An 18,317-nucleotide genomic window follows, 5' to 3' on the forward strand; every position below is an offset into this window, starting at 1 on the left:
CAGGGATATGTTATTCTCTGCGGCGGCTACAGCAGATTGTGCTGCAGCAGCACAAGCAGCAGCAGCAGCGCCGCTTCCAGCCCTTCGTTCAGCGCGCCGTATATGTCGCCGGTGAGCCCGCCTAGCCGCGCGCTTACCCGGCGCGCCGCTGCGGTGCCGCAGGCCCATGCAGCCAGCGGCGCCAGGCAGGCGGCCGCGAGAAGCAGCGGCCACCTGCCGTTGTTTGCGCCAAACGCGAGCGGCGCGGCGGCGGCGGCCAGCGAGAGCAGCGCGGCGCAAACCAGGGTGCGCCGCTCCTGGCGGGGCGGCAGCCCGGCGAAGCCGGCCGCCAGCCCTTCATTGCCGCGGGCATGTGGATAGCGGGCCATCGCCCGCACCATGAACCAGCGGCTCCACACCGGCGGCAGCAAGAGCAGCGGCAGCTCGGCTAGGCGGCCGCCGCCGATAATCGCTGACAGCAGCGACGCCTTGAGCAGCAGCAGCAGCACGCAGGCCAGCACGCCCATTGCCCCGACGCGGCTGTCCTTCATGATCTCCAGCATCCGCTCCCGCGTGCGGTAACTGAACAGGGCGTCGGCACTGTCCATCCAGCCGTCGAGGTGCAGCCCGCCGGTCAGGTACACCCAGACGATGAGCGTAATCACCGCAGCGGGCCAGTCCGGCAGCAGCCAGCCGCCCGCTGCTGCGCACAGCGCCGCGCTTGCCCCGATGGCTGCTCCAACCAGCGGGTAATAGGACACACTGCGCTGCAGCAGCTCCCGGGAGAAGTCGCCGCCCCCCTTCACCGGGAAGCGGGACAGGAACTGAAACGCGGCGGCGGCATCCCTTCGCGCGCTCACAGCTTGTACTCCCTGCTCTTCAGCTCAACCGGAATACCGGCGGTTACCAGAAAGACCTGCCCGCATACAGCCGCGAGCCGTGTATTCATCCGCCCGGCCAAATCGCGGTATAAGCGGCCCAGGGCATATTCCGGAACGATGCCGTCGCCTACTTCATTCGTAACCAGCACCAGCGTGCCCCGGAAGGCAGCGACGCTGCGCTCCAGCCTGGCGATCTCCGCTTCGGCATGCGCTGCGCCATCACGGCCTTCAGCAGCCAGCAGCACATTGGACAGCCAGAGGGTCAGGCAGTCTACCAGCACCGCCTTGCCTCCGGAGAGCCTGTCCAGCAGCTCCGGCAGGTTAAACGGCTCCTCCAGCGTCTGCCACCGCCCGCCGTCCGCGTCACGCCGCTCCCGGTGCAGGGCAATCCGCGCCGCCATTTCTTCATCAAAGGCCTGTCCTGTCGCCACATAAACGGCCTCAGCAGCCTGCGACAGCGTCAGCCGCTCGGCAAAGCCGCTCTTGCCGCTGCGCGCTCCCCCGGTAACCAGAATGCTCATAGGCTGTCCGCTCCGGATACGCCGGCGCTTTCAAATGTCGCCATCTCCCGCATAATCCGGCCGGCCGCTTCCACCAGGTGCAGGCACAGCGCCCCGCCGGTGCCTTCGCCGAGCCGCAGGCCCAGATCGAGCAGCGCCTCCAGGCCCAGATGCTCCAGCATGAGCTTATGGCCCTGCTCGCCGGAAACATGGGAAGCGATCATGTAGCCGCTGGCCTGCGGCGCGAGCGCTTTGGCAACCAGCGCCGCCGCGCCGGATATGAAGCCGTCCAGAATGACGGGGACGCGCGCTGCCGCCGCGCCGAGAATCAGGCCGGCCAGGCCGGCGATTTCGAGGCCGCCCACCTTGGACAGCACATCCAGCGGGTCAGCCGGGTCCGGGGCGTTGACGTCCAGCGCCCGCTGCACCACCCCGGTCTTATGGCGCAGCCTCTCGTCGCCGATGCCGGTTCCCCGGCCGACGGCCGCCTGCGGCGGAACGCCTTCCAGCGCGCAGAACACGGCAGCGCTGGCGGTTGTATTGCCGATGCCCATCTCGCCGGTGATAAAGATCTCTGTTCCGCCAGCTGCCGCTTCACGGGCAATCCGCGCCCCGGTCAGCACGGCCTCCAGCGCTTCCTCCCGGCTCATCGCCGGTCCTTCCGCCATGTTGGCTGTGCCGTAGCGCACTTTGGCCGCGATCAGGCCGGGATGGCTCAGATCGCCGGCGATGCCGATATCGACCAGCTTCACCTCCGCCTGTGCCTGCCGTGCCAGCACATTGACGGCGGCGCCGCCGTCCAGGAAGTTATAGGCCATCTGCAGCGTCACCTCCTGCGGAAAGGCACTGACGCCTTCGCTGCATACCCCATGGTCGGCGGCCATGACTACAACCGTCCGCTTGCCGTACAGAGGCTGCTCCGTTGACGATATGCCCGCCAGCCGGACGGCCAGCGCTTCCAGCCGCCCGAGGCTCCCCGGCGGCTTCGTCAGTATATTCAGGCGCTGCTCCGCACGCCGCATTGCCGTTTCATCCGGGGGAACAATGCTCCCGGTCAATTCTTTCAGTAACGCTTCCATAGTTTCTCCTCCCGGGCCCAGCCCATTAGCTCTATGTATTCCCCAAGCAAATAAGCCCCTTCACAGAAGGGGCACGACTAAGACCATCCACATGTTCGCCATTCCCCTGTTTCTTCCATAAGGATTATAGGGGATACGCCTGGATCTTACAATTACATTTTTCTTAGCACAAAACGTTCCATGCGCTCCAGCGCCTCGCTCAGCTTCGCCGGGGAGGCGGCGTAAGAGCAGCGGATATGGCCTTCCCCGCCGGGTCCGAACACATGGCCGGGAACTGCGGCCACTCCGGCCTCGCGCAGCAGCCGCAGGGCGAACTGCTCCGAGCCGAGCCCCGTATGCGCGATGGAAGGAAAGGCATAGAAGGCGCCTTCGGGCTGATGGCAGGACAGGCCGATCGCCTGCAGGCCGGTCACGAACATGGCCCGGCGCTGCCGGAAGTTCTCCTTCATCCAGTCCTTGTCAGGCAGGGCGGTGCGCAGCGATTCGATAGCGGCAATCTGCCCGAGTACCGGAGCGCACATCGCCGTGTACTGGTGAATCTTCAGCATGGCGGCTAGCAGCTCATAATTGCCGCAGGCGTACCCGACCCGCCACCCGGTCATGGCGAACGCCTTGGAGAAGCCGCTGATGACTACCGTCCGCTCCTTCATCCCCGGCAGTGAGGCGATACTGACATGCTTGCGGTCATAAGTCAGCTCGGCGTAGATCTCATCCGACAGCACAATAAGGTTATGCTCCCGGACGAGCTCCGCAATCGGCTCCCAATCCTCGTAGGTCATTACCGCTCCCGTCGGATTGTTCGGGAAATTAACCATCAGCAGCTTGGAGCGCGGCGTAATGGCCTGCTTCAGCGCCCCGGCGGTCAGCTTGAAGCCCTGCTCCGCCCCGGAGGGGACCTCCACCAGCGTACCGCCGTTCAGGTGGGCAATCGGCGAGTAGGCAATATAGCTCGGCGAAGGGATAATAATCTCATCCCCCGGTGCCGTAAAGGCACGGAGCGCCAGATCGACGGCTTCGCTGCTGCCGACCGTGACGATTACCTCATCGGCGGGATGATAGGCAAGACCGAAGCTCTCCTGCAGATACCGGGCAATCTCCTCGCGCAGCTCCGGCAGCCCGGCATTCGGAGTGTACATCGTTTCCCCGCGCTCCAGTGCACGGATGCAGGCAGCCCGTACCTGCTCCGGTGTGCTGAAGTCGGGCTCGCCCACACCGAGTGAAATAATTTCGTTGTTACCCGCAGCAAGATCGAAGAAGGCCCGGATGCCCGAGGGCTGAATCTCCCGGACACGGGGCGCAATCCTCTCCCGGACGGCAGCATCGGCGCGCCTAGACATGGCTGCTCACCTGCCGTTCGCGGTACGGTCCGCCAGGTACCGTCTCCAAAGCCGCAGCTCCTGCACCCTTCAAGCCGCCCGCTTCCGCCTCCAGAGCCGCTTTTCCCGCACCCTCTAAGCCGTCCGCTTCCGCCTCCAGAGCCGCATCTCCCGCTCCCTTCAAGCCACCCGCTTCCGCCTCCAGAGCCGCATTTCCCGCACTCATCAAGCCGCCCGTTCTCGCTTCCAGATTCCCCGTCCCCTCCAAGCCGCCCCGTTCCTTGAGCGATTCGGCGATGATACGGTCCAGCAATCCGCTGAAGGTATAACCGGCGGCGAGCGCGCTCTGCGGCAGCAGGCTGGTCTCCGTCATTCCCGGCAGCGTGTTGACCTCCAGCACATAAGGGACCCCGTCCTGAATCAGCATATCGATCCGCGCGTAAACGGAGCATTTCAGCAACTTATAACAAGCCATGGCCGCCGTCTCCACCTTATGCCTGAGCTCGCCCTCCAACTGTACGATACGTTCATCCGCGCCGCCCCGCTCATATTTGGCCCCATAATCGAACCAGCCTTCCGTGACCGGTGTAATCGCGATGACCGGCAGCAGCTCCCCGCCCACAATGGAGCAGGTGATTTCTTCCCCCGCAGTGAAGCGTTCGATCAGCACCGAAGCATCCTCGGCAAAAGCCTTCTCCACCGCGCTCCGCAGCTCCCCGTCCGCATAAACCTTCGTCATGCCGATACTTGAGCCGCCGGAATTCGGCTTCACCATCACCGGGTATCCCAGATGCCGGACGGCTTCGGGATGATATTCGTCCATGCTGTCCCAGCAGATCCAGTCTGGGGTCGGCACGCCGCCGGCGCGCAGAATGGTCTTGGAGAGATGCTTATTCATGCACAGGCTGCTCGCCAGCACGCCGCTGCCGGAGTAGGGGACGCCCAGTGTCTCAAGGGTTCCCTGCACCGTACCGTCCTCGCCATAGGCTCCGTGCAGCGCCAGCAGTGCGAAGTCCAGGCCCTGAACCCCTGCTGCCAGGTCCTGCCGCTCCTTGATGACCACCGGAACCGCCTCGTATTTGCTGCGGTCCAAATGCTTCAGCATCTCCTGTCCGGTATGCAGCGAAACCTCCGCTTCCGATGACACTCCGCCCATAATTACGCCTATTTTCATGATGTCCATCCTCCTCTTATTCTCCCATTAGCTGCCGCGCAGCTGCGCCGATTACGGCGATTCCTGTGCGGATATCTTCGTCGCTGACCCGGGAGAAGCCCAGGCGCAGCGTATTTTGACCTCTTCCGTCCGTAAAAAAGCGCTCCCCCGCCGTAAAAATAACGCCCCGCTCCCGGCACACCTCCAGCAGCTTCCCGGTATCAAAGCCCCCGGCAAAGGTAACGAACAAGTGCAGACCGCCGTCTCCCGACAAGGCCTTGTAAGGCAATTCGGCCTGGCAGCAGGCCAGCGTCAGCTCATATTTGCGTTTATATTCCGCCCGTGCCCGCTTGAGATATTTCTCCAGATTGCCGCCCAGCAGGTACTGGTACAGAATAGATTGGTCCAGCGTCGAAGTATGGATGCTGCGCGCCCGCTTCACGCTCTCAAGATAATAGATCAGCTCGCTATCGGCCAGCACCCAGCCTACACGCAGGCCGGGGAACAGCACCTTGGAGAAGCTGCCGAGATAGACGACGCCGTTTCCGCTTCCGGCTGCGGCAATCAGCGGGGCAACATGACCGCCGGAATACCGCAGCTCCTCGCTGAAGCCGTCCTCGATTACCGGCACCTGATAGGCCGACATGAGCTTCATCAGCTGCAGTCTTTTTTCAGGCGACATGACGATCCCGGTGGGATTATGGTAGGAAGGTACAAAGTACGCGCAGTCATATTGCCCGTCTTCCAGTGCGCTCTGCAGCTCCGCCAAATGAATGCCGTCCCGCTCCATCGGCACGCCGCGGATCTCAAAGCCATGCAGCCGCAGGTTCTTGAGCGCCGTATGGTGGGTCGGATTCTCACAGAGCACCGCGCCGTGCCGCTTGCCGAGCGCCGAGAGGACCAGGTCGAAGCCTTCCGTGAATCCGTTCGTGATCAGCATATCTTTGCCGCGCAGATCCACGCCTTTATGCTCCATATATTGCTTTAAATAGTCGATCAGGGGTTTATAGCCCTTGGCGTATCCATAGTTCAGCAGCACGTTGCCTTCGACGGCCATCCGCTCGAGAAAAGCTTTGCGGACCGCTCCGAGATCGAACAGGCTCTCATCCGGGGCAATGCTCGTAAACGAAATCGTCCCCTTACCGGCGCGGATACCGTGCTTCATTATGTCCAGCTCTTCCGCCAGCAGCGCCTGATCGTTCAGACGCTCCTTCCAGTCCAGGGTCCAGCGGAGGGAAGCCGCATGATCCTGAAAAGCGGCTTGTGACACATAGTTCCCCTGCCCCTGAACCGCGTAGATAAACCCTTCATCCTCAAGGCCCTCATAGGCCGAGATGACCGAATTGCGGCTGACCTGCAGCAGTGCGCTGAGCTCACGGGTGGAGGGAAGCTTCTGGTCGCTCTGCAGCGCGCCCCGCGCAATCAGCTGCTTCATATAATCTTTGACCTGAATATATACCGGTCTTCCGGCAATCCGCTGGAAATCGTTGTACATCCGTTTCACCGCCCCCACAGCTATCATGGCATAGTCACCGCACGAAAAAAAGAACCACAGCCCCGGGATTTTCTTCCGGGTGTGGTTCCTTGTGCGGGCAAGCCCGCTTGTATCGCCTGAAAAGCTGTTATTTCATCACCCTGCCCACTCTCCGGCACCGCTAACTCCGGGAACGTCCCCGGAACAGGTTGACTACGAAGAGGACTGCGGCCACTAACAGCAGAAGATGGATCAAGTTGCCGACAACGTTAAAGATAAAGCCGAACAGCCAGATGATAACAATGAGTCCGATTAATCCCCACAGCATAAATGTACCGCCTTTCTCCCTAGGGCTATTTGTCTCTATTTTACCCTTTAGGAGGAGGTTTCAAACGATGCGCTGCAGAGGGCGGCGTTTCATGCCGCACCGGATTCCCCCCTGATACGTCAGCGGACGGTCAAAGAGTCAAACCGGGCATAGCCGGCGTCCACTGCTGCCTCTCCGGAGCCGATAGACGCCGCGAACAGGCCGAACTTGGCCCCAACCCAGGCGCTTTGGGGCTCCTTCAGCCGGAAAGAGGAACCCAGCCCGGTATAGGCCTCGCCGTCAACACTGTATGCCAGCCTGCATTCCGCCTCTTCGCCGACTGTAAGCCGCAGGCGGACAGATTCAGCAGCCAGTTCCACAACGCTGTCCGTAAGCGTATCCTCCGTCTCTCCGGAGCTGGCCGGCCGGCTTTCGAACCGGCCCAGGCACAGGCCGCCCTCCCTGCCCGGGAACAGGCTTAAATAGACAGCCTTATGTCCCAGCACCACCAATCCGGCGCGTTCGGACTGAAAGCGGAACTGCGGCGTCACCTCCACCTCTGCAGTGAACGCCGGTGCGGCGAATTTCTGCATCAGCAGCTGCGGCGCATCATACAGCCGCTGATCCCTGGTTCCCGCCGGCACACAGTTGAGCCGCAGCCCATGACCGTGGTCGCCTTCGGCAAGCCAGGCATCCTGCGGATTGGCCTGCCACTGCCACTGCAACCCCGGCCGGCCGTTCCTGAAATCGTCCGAGGTTTGCGGAACAGCGGGCTCCGCCGCTTCCGCTGATTGCGGCTTATCCCACTTCGCCACCGGTTCTCCGGTCAGGCTTCCTGCCGCCGCCCGGCCCATCACCGGCCAGCCGTCCCGCCATTCTACCGGCTGCAAATGGACGATTCGGCCATAAGGACCCTTGTCCTGGAAATGCAGGAACCAGTGCTCCCCGCCCGGCGTGTCCACCCAGCCGCCCTGATGGGGACCGTTCACCGGGGTGCCGCCCTGCACCAGTACAATCTGGTCCTCATAGGGACCGTAAATATTGCGGGAGCGGAAGGCGGCCTGCCAGCCGGTCGGTACGCCGCCCGCCGGGGCAAGAATATAGTACCAGCCGTCCCTCTTATACATCTTCGGGCCTTCGAGGGTCGGATGATCGGTTGTTCCGTCAATAATCAGCCGTCCCTCATCCAGAAGCTCCCGGCCGTCGGCACTCATCTCGTTCACATGCAGAATATGCTTGATGCCGCTGCGGCTCTGCGCAAAGGCGTGAACCAGATACGCCCGCCCGTCCTCATCCCAGAATGGGCAAGGGTCGATCCAGCCTTTGGCCGCTTTGACCAGATGGGGGGCAGACCACTTGCCGAGCGGATCTTCCGCCGTGACCATGAAGATGCCTTCGTCCGGGGTGCCGAAATAAATCCAGAACTTGCCGTCATGATGGCGCAGACTGGGCGCCCAGACGCCCCGGCCGAACTGGACCTCATCATATCCGGGCAGATCGAGCCGTTCAACGGCATGATTGACAATCGTCCAGTTCACCAGATCGCGGGAATGCAGGATCGGCAGGCCCGGCATGTGATTGAAGCTCGACGCCGTCATGTAGTAGTCCTCCCCGACCCGGATCACATCCGGGTCGGAATAATCCGCGTACAGCACCGGGTTGCGGTACTTTCCATTCCCCAGGTCGGACACCCAGGGCGCATTCGTTGTCTTCATTAATTAGCTCCTTTCAGGCCGGGCGGCCTTCCGCCCGCCGGGTTATTGCGCCGCTTTCTCCTGCTCGAGCAGCGATGCCCATTTGTCCAGCCTTTCCTGCGCAGTCATCTGTTTGGCCATGACCTTCTGGATCAGCGGCTCCACCGATTTCTGCACATTGGCATAGCCGGGCAGATAATACGGCACATCGGAGAACTTCGTTTCCCCGCTGTTCAGCAGATCGGAGGCCGATTTCATATAAGGTACGCTCTGCACCCATTCATCGTCCGCCGCGTCCTTGTTCGCCGGAATTTCCCCGGCAGATTCAGCCCGGCTTCCTTGAACCAGTCCGGACGGACCCACAGTTTCACGTCTGAGAGCTGTATGGCAACGCATACAACTTTCCTTCTTTGGCATCCAGCTTGCGGTTACTGGCAATCAGCTCCGGGTTGATCAGATCTTTGTCCGCCCACTGCTCATAATAGGTGTCGAGCGGCTCCAGCACGCCTCGGGCCAGCAGATCGGATTTGAAGTCGTGCGTGATGTCCGGCGCCTGGTCGGCGGGGATGGCTACGTTGACCTTCTGTTCATAGGCTGCGAGGTCCCCGGGAACGCCGAGATAATCCACGTCGATATCCGGATTCTCCTGCTCGAACTGCTTGACAATTCCCTCGAAAAAGGCGTTGCGCTCCGTCGTCACGGCCGCCGCCCAGAAGCTGATTTTGGCCTTCTCACCGCTTGCGGCTTTAGCCGTGCCGCTGTTCGCCGCCGCATCGTTCCCCCGCCATCCGCACTGTTGTTCGCGCCGTTATTTCCGCCGCAGCCGGCTAATGGATTTTTGCACACTAATTTTGCTGTTGGTACGGTTTTCGGCAGTCTAATTCGATAATCGCTACTTAATTCGGCGGATATCAGTATAAACATCCATTTTCGCCCATATTAAGTGGCGGTTATCTAACTAATTCACTAACAATCTTCCCACAGGTAAAATTAGGTGGCGATTTTCCAATTATTTAAAGCTGGCTGTCACCGGATTCCTGCCACATAGCGGTAATGCTCACTCATGGACGGGTAGCAGACGCCGACGGATAACGTTATCCGGATTCTTCGCACTAGGCGGTAGCCGGCTTCTCCGCACGGGGCGGCATTGCCCTGCCCGGCATCCGGCTTATTTCGCGCCGGGCAGCCCCCATGCCCAGCTTCCCCTTTGGCGGGTCAGGGTAACGGTCACCGGAGTTCCCGGCGGAGGCGCAGGGACGGCTCGGAAGTCTCCCGCCTTCGCAGCAGCTGACAGGATGTGGCGGATCACTCCGCCGTGCGTCACCGCAAGCACCCTCAGGCGCAGCGGCTCGGGCGACAGCGCCTCGGGCGACAGCGCCTCGGACGGCTGCCCCTCGGACGGCTGCCCCTCGGGCGGCAGCGCCTCGGGCGGCAGCGCCTCGGACGGCTGCCCCTCGGACGGCAGCGCCTCGGGCGACTGCGCCTCGGGCGGCAGCGCCTCGGACGACAGCGCCTCGGGCGACAGCGCCCCGGGCGACAGCGCCCCGGGCGGCAGCGCCTCGGGCGGCAGCGGCGGGATGGCGTCCTCCCGCCACTGTGCCGCCCGACCACCTGCCGGCAACTCGGCTGCTTCCCGCCCGTCTGCTTCGGCTGCTGCCTCCCGCTTCAGCTCTTCCAGCAACTCCTCCACCCTTCCTGTAAAGCTTGTCCAGGACTCGCCGCCTGGCGGTGTGACTGCCTGCGGATCGTCGATCCATGCCCGGTACTGCATGCTATTCTGGAGCTGCTCATAGGTGCAGCCTTCCCATTTCCCAAAATCCATTTCGCGCAGCCGCTTGTCGTAACGGGCAGCCGCAGCAAAATCAGCGCCAAGAATACCAAGCGTCTCCCTGCAGCGGCGCAAATCACTGCAATATACCCGCCAGAAATCCCCTTGCAGGGCGCTGTACTCCCGCAAAGCAGCCAGCGCCGCAGCCGCTTCGGGCAGCAGCGGCAGATCAGTGCTGCCTAAATAGCGGTGCTCCGTATTCCAGAGGGTATGCCCATGACGGACGAGCCTAAGCTCTATTTGGATAGCAGAAGCTGCCTTTATCTCAAGCCTGTCCCCTGAGACAAATTTATCCGGCATTTCATTGATTTCGAACCGGTGCAGCTTTTCATTCATAGTCCCCACCACAGCCAGGCCGCCGCAGCACACAGGCAGGCAAAAATCGCTGACGAGAGCAGCATCAGCCGGGAGGTGATAATGATATCCTCCGGCTCGTGCATGCGCAGCGGGTCGCCCATGTAAGCCCGGAACGAAGCCACGCCGTGGTAAACGTTGTATCCGCCGAGACGGATACCGAGCGCCCCGGCCACAGCGGATTCCGGGTAGCCGCTGTTGGGGCTGGGGTGAAGCCTGCCGTCCCGGCGCACGGTGCGCCAGCATCTCCGCCAATCCAGCCGCAGCAGCTTGGCGCATACCGTCAGCAGCAGCGCGGTTATGCGCGCTGGGATGTAGTTGGCGACATCGTCAAGCCGGGCGGAAGCCCAGCCGAGGTCGCAGTATTTGTCGTTCTTGTAGCCGACCATGGAATCCAGCGTATTGACCGCGCGGTAAGCCATCGCCAGCGGCGCTCCGCCCAGCAGCGCGAAGAACAGCGGCGAGATAATGGCATCGACGATGTTCTCTGCCACTGTCTCTACGGTGCCCCGCACAATCTCCGGGGCATCCAGCCCAGCCGTGTCGCGGCCGACGATCATGCCGAGCGCCTGGCGGGCAGCCGGCAGATCACCCCGCCTCAGCTCGGCGTAGACGGCTAGCCCGGCCTCCTTGAGGCCTTTGGCGGCGATCGTCGTAGAGATCATCCATGCTGCGGCGGCCCAAGCCAGCCAGGGTGCAATAAGCGCAAGCAGCCACAGCAGCAGCGCCGTCAGCGCCCAGGAGCCGCCGGCGACCAGCAGCGGCAGCAGCAGCCCGGCCCGCTTAAGGGCTCGCGGGCCGGAACAGAAGCGGCGGATCAGCCGCTCCAGGGCGGAGATCGCCTTCCCCATGTAAACGACGGGATGGGGCAGGCTGCGGGGATCGCCGAAGATCAGGTCCAGGATATAGGCGCTTATCAGGATTACAGCTGCCATCGTCCGGCCTCCCCCCCTTCCCGCCGCCGTTGAGTATCGGTCAGACTGTGCATTAGGCAAGTATCGCTCATTGGCCCCGCGGCCCCCGCACCGGTCTGGCAACCTCGGATAAATGTTGTCCATCTTCAGCAGCTTCTGCGAATTCTGCAGATTCTACAGCTACTGTCTCCTCTGCCGCTTCTGCGGTTTCTGCCACTTCTACGGCTCCTGCCGTTTTATTGAATTCTGCGAATTCTGCAGATTCTACAACTACTGTCTCCTCTGCCGCTTCTGCGGTTTCTTTAGCTGTTAAAGCTTCTCCGAAATCCACGGTTTCTTCACTTTCTGTCCGCTTCTTCGGCTTCTGTCGCTCATTTCCCGTCTCCCCACGGCTAATGTATTGTAAACTTCCCGTCACTGCGCCATATACCAGACGGCCAATGGCTCCGCCCAGATCGGTGGCGGTGCCGGCGTAAGCATGCTCCGCATGATAGCGCCGGCTCTGGCTCACCGCCAGCACAAAGGCATCCGTCGTCGTGCCTGTAGCGGTTAGGCCGGTTTCGCTGTCACGGATACCGAGATCGGCCAGGGCTGCCGCCTTCGCCTCCGTCGCAGTCATCACGGCGTTCACCATGGCTGCCGGGGTGAGCCAACCGTCAATGCCGAGCATAATATTGATCGTGCCCGGCCGGTAAGCCGCCAGCACCGGCCGCTCCACGCCCGCGCGGGCGGCGTTCCCCGCTGCTGCGGTGACGCAGCAGAAAATCCCCGCTGATCCGGTGTCCTCCTCTGCGACCGCTGCATGAGATGGCGGAACCGCCGTCATCAATCCGGCGCAGCCTTCCGCTTCATAACCCCATTGATGCAGCTTATCCTCCAGATCGCGGACAGGATCGCTGCAGTCATAATCCTTATGAACAAACAGGTTCACCGCCCGTTTGAGCGGTCCCATTCCGCCGCCGTACACGGCACTGGAGATTCCGGCAGCCTCTGCCGGCATCTCGAGCAGCAGATGATCTTCTCTATATACCAACGTCAGTCCGGACCATACCGAGGAGCAGTATACGTCACCGCCCTTTGCACCGGTAAAAGGAAGCCTCACGTCTTCCATATGTTCTTCCCACCTTGAAATGTATAATTTTATGTAACTATGCCGTTCACGCTTATTGCCAAAATAACGGCTGTACGGTCCGTAAGCACTGGGCTATGTATCAAAAGTTAGCACAACGGACATGGACTAACAGACTCCTCAACCCGAGTTATTAGGTTTAAGCCATTCAGGATATTTCCCTGGCGGGAGCGGCTCCGCCCCCAACCAAAGTACCCGCCAGCCTGCCACTCTACAAGTCCGCCACTCTATCAGTCCCGCCATCCTACTATTTTCCAGTCACGTCAGACCCGTCACTCCACCAATCCGCACTCCCTCTGCCCAGCCAACCTGCCACTCCAGCAATCCGCTCCTCCGTCAGTCCCGCCAGCCTACTACTTGCCTGCCACTCTACTAGTCCTCTACTCTATTAGCCTGCCTGCTACTCCGCCGCAGCGCCCAGAACCTCACCCAGCTCCCGCAGCAGGCGCTCGTTGTCCTCGCGGCCTTTCACCGCGACGCGGATATGCCCCGGCGTAAGGCCGGGATACATCGCGCAGCTGCGCACCAGGATGCCGCGGGCGCCGAGCTGCGCCTGCACTCCGGCCGCGCTCCCCGGCGCCGGCAGCGCGGCCAGCAGGAAGTTGGCCTCCGCCGGCGGCACACTGCAGCCGAGCGCTGTCAGCCCCCGACGCAGCCGCTCGCGCTCCGCCGCAATCAGCGCCCGCGTGCGCTCCTCATAGCCGCGCCCGCTGCGCAGGCAGGCTTCCCCGGCCAGCAGCGCCAGGCCGTTGACGCTCCAGGTCACCTGCTTGCCGCTCATCGCTGCGGCCAGCTCCGGGTGCGCCAGCGTGAAGCCCAGGCGCAGCCCGGGAATCGCATAGAACTTCGTCATCGAGCGCACCAGCACCGTATGACGATACGCCGCAAGCGAAGGCAGCAGCGATATTCGCTCTGTCTCCGGGATGAAGTCGATGAACGCTTCATCGACCGCCAGCACCGTACCGCAGCGCTCCGCCTCGCGCGCCAGGAATAGCAGCTCGTCCAGCGGATACTGGACGCCGTTCGGGTTGTTCGGCTGTCCGAGGAACAGCAGCTCCACTTGCGGCAGCAGTCCGGCTATCGCCTCTACCGGCGCGCGGTAATGCCGCTCGCGGTCCCCCTGCACGGCGAGCACCTCTGCGCCGAACTGCCCGGACAGCGCACGGTATTCGGAGAAGCAGGGCTCGACAATGCCGACCTTGCGCGGCGACAGCGCCAGCAGCAGCAGCGCCATGGACTCCGCCGCCCCGTTCGCAGCCGTAATCCGGGCGGCGCCCAGGTCCAGGCTCTCCGCCAGCAGTGCCTTGAACCGGCGGTGGCCGGGATCGGGGTAGGCCGTAATGGTCGGCAGTGCCTCCGCCAGCAGCTCCAGCATTCCCGGCGGCGGCCCGAGCGGGTTAATGTTCGCGCTGAAGTCCAGGAACGCGCCGCCGCGGCCCCCGTATAGTTCCGCAGCCGTCAGCAAATCGCCGCCGTGGCCGTATTTTTCCAGCATAAAGACACACTCCTCTGAGACATTCGCAGCATCACTGCATTCCTCCAATTATTGCCTTTATGCCCGAAGCCCGTCAATGCCTGTCCTCATAAGCCCCCGCAAGAATCCGGTACGGCTCTGCCCGGGAAGCGCACCCTTCTGCTTAAAGACCCTGCTTCTGCCAGCCACCGCCTCTTATTCTTCTGTGCCTTCTGTCACTTTGCTCCTGCTCTCTTAAGGACCTTTAATTCGATTACCTGATGAAGCAGTCCGGCAGCTTTGTGCGATTTACGCTTTTCGTTTACAATAAATGCAGCAGTTTATCATGTTTAGGCGGAGGAATTCAATATGCTGTTCATTGATAACACCGGAATCACAGACGCATCCATCAATCTGGCCATCGAAGAATTTGCTCTTAAAAATCTGCCCATGGACGAGAGCTACCTGCTCTTTTATATCAACAGCCCGTCCATCATCATCGGCAAGCATCAGAACACCATTGAAGAAATCAACCAGGAATACGTCAAAGAGCACAACATCCAGGTCGTGCGCCGTCTCTCGGGAGGCGGGGCTGTCTACCATGATCTCGGCAATCTTAATTTCAGCTTCATTACCAGGGATGACGGACAGTCGTTTCATAATTTCCTGAAGTTCACCCAGCCGGTCATCGACTATCTGCGTTCCATGGGTGTAGAAGCCGAGCTGAGCGGACGCAACGACCTGCAGGTAGGCGAGAAAAAAATCTCAGGCAACGCCCAGTTCTCCACGCGCGGACGCATGTTCAGCCACGGCACCCTGATGTTTGACCTGAACCTGGACGATGTCAGCGCATCGCTGAACGTTAACCCGGAAAAGTTTAAATCCAAGAGCACCAAATCCGTGCGCAGCCGTGTCGCCAACATCAAGGAGCTGCTGGGTAATGACATGACGATCGAGGAATTCCGCGATGGCCTGCTGCGTTCGATCTTCGGCATGGAGCCGTCTGAGGTGCCGCAGTACAAGCTTACGATGGACGACTGGGTCCGCATCAATGAGATTTCCAAGGAGCACTACCAGAACTGGGACTGGAACTACGGCCTGTCGCCGAAAAGCAATGTGAAGCATTCGCGCAAATTCCCGGCGGGACTGGTCGACATCCGCATGGACATCGAGGATTCCCTGATCAAGGATATCAAAATCTACGGCGACTTCTTCGGCGTCGGCGATGTGGCCGATGTGGAGAACGCGCTGCGCGGCAAGCGTTACGAACAGACGGAGATCCGGCTGGCGCTGGCAGATCTTGACCTGCACCATTATTTCGGCCGGATCGAGCCGGAAGACTTCATCGGCCTGGTGTTCCTGGAGGAATAGCGGACAAGCTCCATCCGCGCCCTGCATTCTGTTCTCCGGCAATCCATGAAGGAGAGCCATTCTTGTCAGGCAAAAGAGCCTCATCCCGCTCCGGCGCATTCTTCGCGCCAAGCGGAGTGAGGCTCTTTCAGATGCCGTGCTTATCCCTGAAATGGGACAAGCACAAAGGTGTACACGACCAGGGCCAGCGCCAGGACGACGAATACCCTTTCCACCTTGTCGCCATGCTTCGTGCCGGTGCTCATCAGCTTCAGCCGCAGCTTCAGCGGCAGCGGCGGCAGCGGCGTAATCCCGCGGCGGGTCAGGGCGTCCGCCGCCAGATGCAGCGCATACGCCATTCCGCCGGCAATCCACAGGCTGCCGCCATTCTTCATGCCTTCTGCTGCGAAATAGAGCAGAGCGGTCCAGCCGCCGAGGGCATACAGGGTGTGCGTCAGTCCGCGGTGAGGCACCACGACGGCGATAATCAGGATGCAGGCGGCGATCGCATTCCACGGGTCGTATACTTGCGCGAACGCAAACAGCCCCACGGCGATCAGCACCATGACCAGATGGCGCAGCTTCCTGCCGGGCAGGAAGGAGACGCTGCCGACCAGCAGCGCCAGCACCAGGTTCCAGGGAGGAGCTGCAATCTGCGCCAGGTACAGATAGATCGCCCCGGCAATCAGGGCCACCTGCAGCAGACGGAGCAGCGGCTCGGGAAGCGCTTTGCGCACCAGCAGCGAATTCGGCTCGTCGATGTCGGGCAGCAGCGAGCTCAGCGCAGCTACCGCCGCCGCCGGGATTGTAATCGGGTAGCCCAGGAGGCTCATTGCGGACAGAGTAACCCCTGTGCCGATAATTAAATGGGATTTGCCCATCATGGCAGTATCGCCCCTTTCTGGCTGTAAACAGGTGCTTGCGGTTCGGCAATACTATAGAATAAGAGCAAATGTTCGGTTTTCGAAGTATACCAAGGCCTGGCGATTTTGTCCAGCCCTGGATGCGAAAGGGGCGGCATCGCCTTTGCCGCCGGGCTTTTTTACCGGTTTACGGCTTGTCGTCCCCCCTGTTTTAGGATACAATTTGGACAACCTAAGGCTGCACTTACAGCAAGAAAGGAGAGCCGCATTGAACCGCTCCCGAATCGCCGATCTCAGTCTGCTGCTGGTGGCGATGATGTGGGGCTGCACGTTTCTGATCGTCCAGAATGCCGTCCGCGTCCTGCCGCCGCTTGCCTTTAACAGCATCCGCTTCACCGGGGCTGCTCTGCTGCTGGCGCTGATTACCGCCGTATTTTACCGCCGCGAATGGCGGCAGCTCACCTGGCGCATGGCGGGCCACGCGCTGCTGCTGGGCCTCTTTCTGTTTATGGGCTACGGTCTGCAGACGATGGGACTGCTCTATACCACCACATCCAATACCGGCTTTATTACCGGCCTGTCGGTTGTGCTCGTCCCGTTCCTCTCGCTCGCGCTGCTGAAATTGCCCATCTCCCGCTACACCTGGTTCAGCGCCGGCCTCGCTGTGGCAGGGCTTTACCTGCTGACGTTCACCGGCTCCTCGCTGTCGCTGAACCTGGGCGACGGCCTGGTTCTGCTCTGTGCCGTCGCTTTTGCGCTGCAGGTTGCATATACCGGCGTGTATGCGCCGCGCTACCCGGCGCTGCCGCTGGCTACGCTGCAGCTTGCTTGTGTCGGGCTGCTGAGCACCGCCGCTTCGCTCGCGGTGGACGGCCCGGCGGTGCTGGCGGGCAGCGGAGAGCTGATGGCTAAGCCGGAGGTGCTCCTCGCGCTGCTGGTATCCATCGGGCCGACAAGCGCGCTGGCCTTCTGGATTCAGACCGCCTGCCAGAAATATACGACCCCTTCCCGGGTCGCCATTATTTATTCCATGGAGCCAGTATTCGCCGCCGTGACCGGTCTGCTCTTCGGCGGAGAGTCACTGGGCCTCTCGGCCGTCCTGGGCTGTCTATGTATACTGACCGCGATGCTCCTGGCAGAGCTTAGTCCCGAACCGGTACGGGACCGTCCCGGACGTGAAGCCACATGATTCCCACAGCTAATTATAGAGACAAAGAAGGAGAGAACACCCTATGTACAAATTGATTGCCATTGATATCGACGACACTCTTATTAACGACGAGAAAGAAGTCACCCCTGCCACCCAAGCCGCCTTGGAGCAGGCTGTGGCTGCAGGCGTGGTCGTTACGCTCGCCACCGGACGCGCCTATGCCTCCGCCCAGGCGATTGCCCGCCAGACCGGCCTCAACGTGCCAATCATTACGTACCAGGGCGCCCTGGTCAAGAACCTGATGGACGAGAAGGTGCTCTATGAGCGCTATGTTCCGCAGGATGCGGTGCGCAAGCTGTTCCAGTATTGCGTAGAGCATAACCTGCACCTGCAGACGTACATCGACGACAAGCTGTATGCCCGCGAAGAGAACCAGAAGCTGGTCGAATACTCCCAGCTCAACAAGACCCGTTACTACATTGAGCCTGTCTGGGAGAAGCTTGTGGAGCAGCCTACACCAAAAATGCTCATTATCGACGATCCTGCCTACCTCGATAAGCTGGCGCCAATTCTGCGCGAGCTGCTGGGCGATTCCGTACACATCACCAAATCGAAGCCGCACTTTCTGGAGATCATGCACCATGAAGGCACAAAGGGGCTCGCACTGGAATTCCTCGCCGGTCACTTCGGCTGCGACCTGTCCGAGACGATCGCTGTCGGCGACTCGTGGAACGACCATGAAATGCTGGAAGCCGCCGGTCTGGGCGTAGCCATGGCCAATGCCATTCCTGCACTCAAGGAAATTGCCGACTTCGTTACGCTCAGCAACAACGAAGATGGCGTAAAGTACGCCATCGACAAGTTCATCCTGAACACAGCGACACAATAAAATA

The 18,317-nt window shown here is 61.2% G+C and carries 17 protein-coding genes and 1 pseudogene; 3 read left to right on the top strand and 15 right to left on the bottom strand.

What is annotated here, in order from left to right; all coding sequences use genetic code 11:
* Positions 1-26: 26 nt before the first annotated feature.
* The 14 genes and pseudogenes from cobS to cobD form a co-directional block, all read right to left on the bottom strand.
* Entirely contained in the window at positions 27-839 is an 813-nt protein-coding gene (gene cobS, locus F1381_RS00875) for an adenosylcobinamide-GDP ribazoletransferase (protein WP_151732943.1), read from the bottom strand.
* Entirely contained in the window at positions 836-1,381 is a 546-nt protein-coding gene (gene cobU, locus F1381_RS00880; RefSeq protein WP_151732944.1) for a bifunctional adenosylcobinamide kinase/adenosylcobinamide-phosphate guanylyltransferase, read from the bottom strand. Before cobU ends, cobS begins: the two co-directional genes overlap by 4 nt.
* On the bottom strand, positions 1,378-2,439 hold the full coding sequence (gene cobT / locus F1381_RS00885; RefSeq protein WP_151732945.1) for a nicotinate-nucleotide--dimethylbenzimidazole phosphoribosyltransferase: 1,062 nt from the start codon (positions 2,437-2,439) through the stop codon (positions 1,378-1,380). The genes cobU and cobT overlap by 4 nt, the downstream gene beginning before the upstream one ends.
* A gap of 152 nt (positions 2,440-2,591) precedes the next feature.
* Positions 2,592-3,776: an aminotransferase class I/II-fold pyridoxal phosphate-dependent enzyme gene (locus F1381_RS00890; RefSeq protein ID WP_151732946.1), complete on the bottom strand. Its 1,185-nt coding sequence runs from the start codon at positions 3,774-3,776 to the stop codon at positions 2,592-2,594.
* A 253-nt stretch (positions 3,777-4,029) separates the two neighbouring features.
* A pseudogene (locus F1381_RS00895) lies at positions 4,030-4,929 on the bottom strand (D-alanine--D-alanine ligase); the annotation flags it as partial.
* A 16-nt stretch (positions 4,930-4,945) separates the two neighbouring features.
* Positions 4,946-6,403, bottom strand: coding sequence for an aminotransferase-like domain-containing protein (locus tag F1381_RS00900; protein WP_151733305.1), 1,458 nt, complete (start codon positions 6,401-6,403; stop codon positions 4,946-4,948).
* 160 nt (positions 6,404-6,563) lie between these two features.
* Positions 6,564-6,710, bottom strand: coding sequence for a lmo0937 family membrane protein (locus tag F1381_RS00905; protein ID WP_151732947.1), 147 nt, complete (start codon positions 6,708-6,710; stop codon positions 6,564-6,566).
* A gap of 119 nt (positions 6,711-6,829) precedes the next feature.
* Positions 6,830-8,404, bottom strand: coding sequence for a glycoside hydrolase family 43 protein (locus tag F1381_RS00910; RefSeq protein WP_151732948.1), 1,575 nt, complete (start codon positions 8,402-8,404; stop codon positions 6,830-6,832).
* A 42-nt stretch (positions 8,405-8,446) separates the two neighbouring features.
* The gene (locus F1381_RS00915) at positions 8,447-8,746 is read right to left on the bottom strand and encodes a type 2 periplasmic-binding domain-containing protein (RefSeq protein WP_151732949.1); all 300 of its coding nucleotides are present in this window, start codon (positions 8,744-8,746) and stop codon (positions 8,447-8,449) included.
* 4 nt (positions 8,747-8,750) lie between these two features.
* Positions 8,751-9,083, bottom strand: coding sequence for an extracellular solute-binding protein (locus tag F1381_RS00920; protein WP_187355128.1), 333 nt, complete (start codon positions 9,081-9,083; stop codon positions 8,751-8,753).
* A gap of 468 nt (positions 9,084-9,551) precedes the next feature.
* Positions 9,552-10,547 carry a histidine phosphatase family protein gene (locus F1381_RS00925; protein WP_151732951.1) on the bottom strand — a complete coding sequence of 332 codons (996 nt, stop codon included), beginning with the start codon at positions 10,545-10,547 and terminating at the stop codon, positions 9,552-9,554.
* Positions 10,544-11,500 (bottom strand): adenosylcobinamide-phosphate synthase CbiB, encoded by a 957-nt coding sequence (cbiB, locus tag F1381_RS00930; protein WP_151732952.1) that lies wholly within the window; start codon positions 11,498-11,500, stop codon positions 10,544-10,546. Before cbiB ends, F1381_RS00925 begins: the two co-directional genes overlap by 4 nt.
* Before the next feature lie 67 nt (positions 11,501-11,567).
* A complete protein-coding gene (locus F1381_RS00935; RefSeq protein ID WP_151732953.1) occupies positions 11,568-12,590 on the bottom strand; it encodes an adenosylcobinamide amidohydrolase in 1,023 nt (340 codons plus the stop codon).
* A gap of 418 nt (positions 12,591-13,008) precedes the next feature.
* Positions 13,009-14,103 carry a threonine-phosphate decarboxylase CobD gene (cobD, locus tag F1381_RS00940; protein WP_151732954.1) on the bottom strand — a complete coding sequence of 365 codons (1,095 nt, stop codon included), beginning with the start codon at positions 14,101-14,103 and terminating at the stop codon, positions 13,009-13,011.
* A gap of 327 nt (positions 14,104-14,430) precedes the next feature.
* On the opposite strand from cobD, the gene lplA reads away from it, so the two are divergent.
* Positions 14,431-15,432 (top strand): lipoate--protein ligase, encoded by a 1,002-nt coding sequence (gene lplA, locus F1381_RS00945; protein WP_151732955.1) that lies wholly within the window; start codon positions 14,431-14,433, stop codon positions 15,430-15,432.
* 140 nt (positions 15,433-15,572) lie between these two features.
* Here the strand turns inward: lplA and F1381_RS00950 are convergent, their stop codons facing one another.
* On the bottom strand, positions 15,573-16,295 hold the full coding sequence (locus tag F1381_RS00950) for a metal-dependent hydrolase (RefSeq protein ID WP_151732956.1): 723 nt from the start codon (positions 16,293-16,295) through the stop codon (positions 15,573-15,575).
* A 247-nt stretch (positions 16,296-16,542) separates the two neighbouring features.
* Between F1381_RS00950 and F1381_RS00955 the strand changes: the two genes are divergently transcribed.
* Positions 16,543-17,463, top strand: a complete 921-nt coding sequence (locus F1381_RS00955; protein ID WP_151732957.1) for a DMT family transporter — start codon at positions 16,543-16,545, stop codon at positions 17,461-17,463.
* 43 nt (positions 17,464-17,506) lie between these two features.
* Positions 17,507-18,313 carry a Cof-type HAD-IIB family hydrolase gene (locus F1381_RS00960; protein ID WP_151732958.1) on the top strand — a complete coding sequence of 269 codons (807 nt, stop codon included), beginning with the start codon at positions 17,507-17,509 and terminating at the stop codon, positions 18,311-18,313.
* Positions 18,314-18,317: the final 4 nt, after the last annotated feature.

This window comes from Paenibacillus tengchongensis (genome assembly GCF_008973665.1).
Taxonomy (GTDB): domain Bacteria; phylum Bacillota; class Bacilli; order Paenibacillales; family Paenibacillaceae; genus Paenibacillus_AQ; species Paenibacillus_AQ tengchongensis.

Coding starts and splice junctions, on each gene's coding strand:
- F1381_RS00910 (WP_151732948.1), bottom strand. CDS start 8,404: ATGAAGACAACGAATGCGCCCTGGGTGTCCGACCTGGGGAATGGAAAG.
- F1381_RS00935 (WP_151732953.1), bottom strand. CDS start 12,590: ATGGAAGACGTGAGGCTTCCTTTTACCGGTGCAAAGGGCGGTGACGTA.
- F1381_RS00905 (WP_151732947.1), bottom strand. CDS start 6,710: ATGCTGTGGGGATTAATCGGACTCATTGTTATCATCTGGCTGTTCGGC.
- F1381_RS00950 (WP_151732956.1), bottom strand. CDS start 16,295: ATGATGGGCAAATCCCATTTAATTATCGGCACAGGGGTTACTCTGTCC.
- cbiB (WP_151732952.1), bottom strand. CDS start 11,500: ATGGCAGCTGTAATCCTGATAAGCGCCTATATCCTGGACCTGATCTTC.
- cobU (WP_151732944.1), bottom strand. CDS start 1,381: ATGAGCATTCTGGTTACCGGGGGAGCGCGCAGCGGCAAGAGCGGCTTT.
- F1381_RS00925 (WP_151732951.1), bottom strand. CDS start 10,547: ATGAATGAAAAGCTGCACCGGTTCGAAATCAATGAAATGCCGGATAAA.
- cobT (WP_151732945.1), bottom strand. CDS start 2,439: ATGGAAGCGTTACTGAAAGAATTGACCGGGAGCATTGTTCCCCCGGAT.
- lplA (WP_151732955.1), top strand. CDS start 14,431: ATGCTGTTCATTGATAACACCGGAATCACAGACGCATCCATCAATCTG.
- F1381_RS00900 (WP_151733305.1), bottom strand. CDS start 6,403: ATGTACAACGATTTCCAGCGGATTGCCGGAAGACCGGTATATATTCAG.
- cobD (WP_151732954.1), bottom strand. CDS start 14,103: ATGCTGGAAAAATACGGCCACGGCGGCGATTTGCTGACGGCTGCGGAA.
- F1381_RS00960 (WP_151732958.1), top strand. CDS start 17,507: ATGTACAAATTGATTGCCATTGATATCGACGACACTCTTATTAACGAC.
- F1381_RS00890 (WP_151732946.1), bottom strand. CDS start 3,776: ATGTCTAGGCGCGCCGATGCTGCCGTCCGGGAGAGGATTGCGCCCCGT.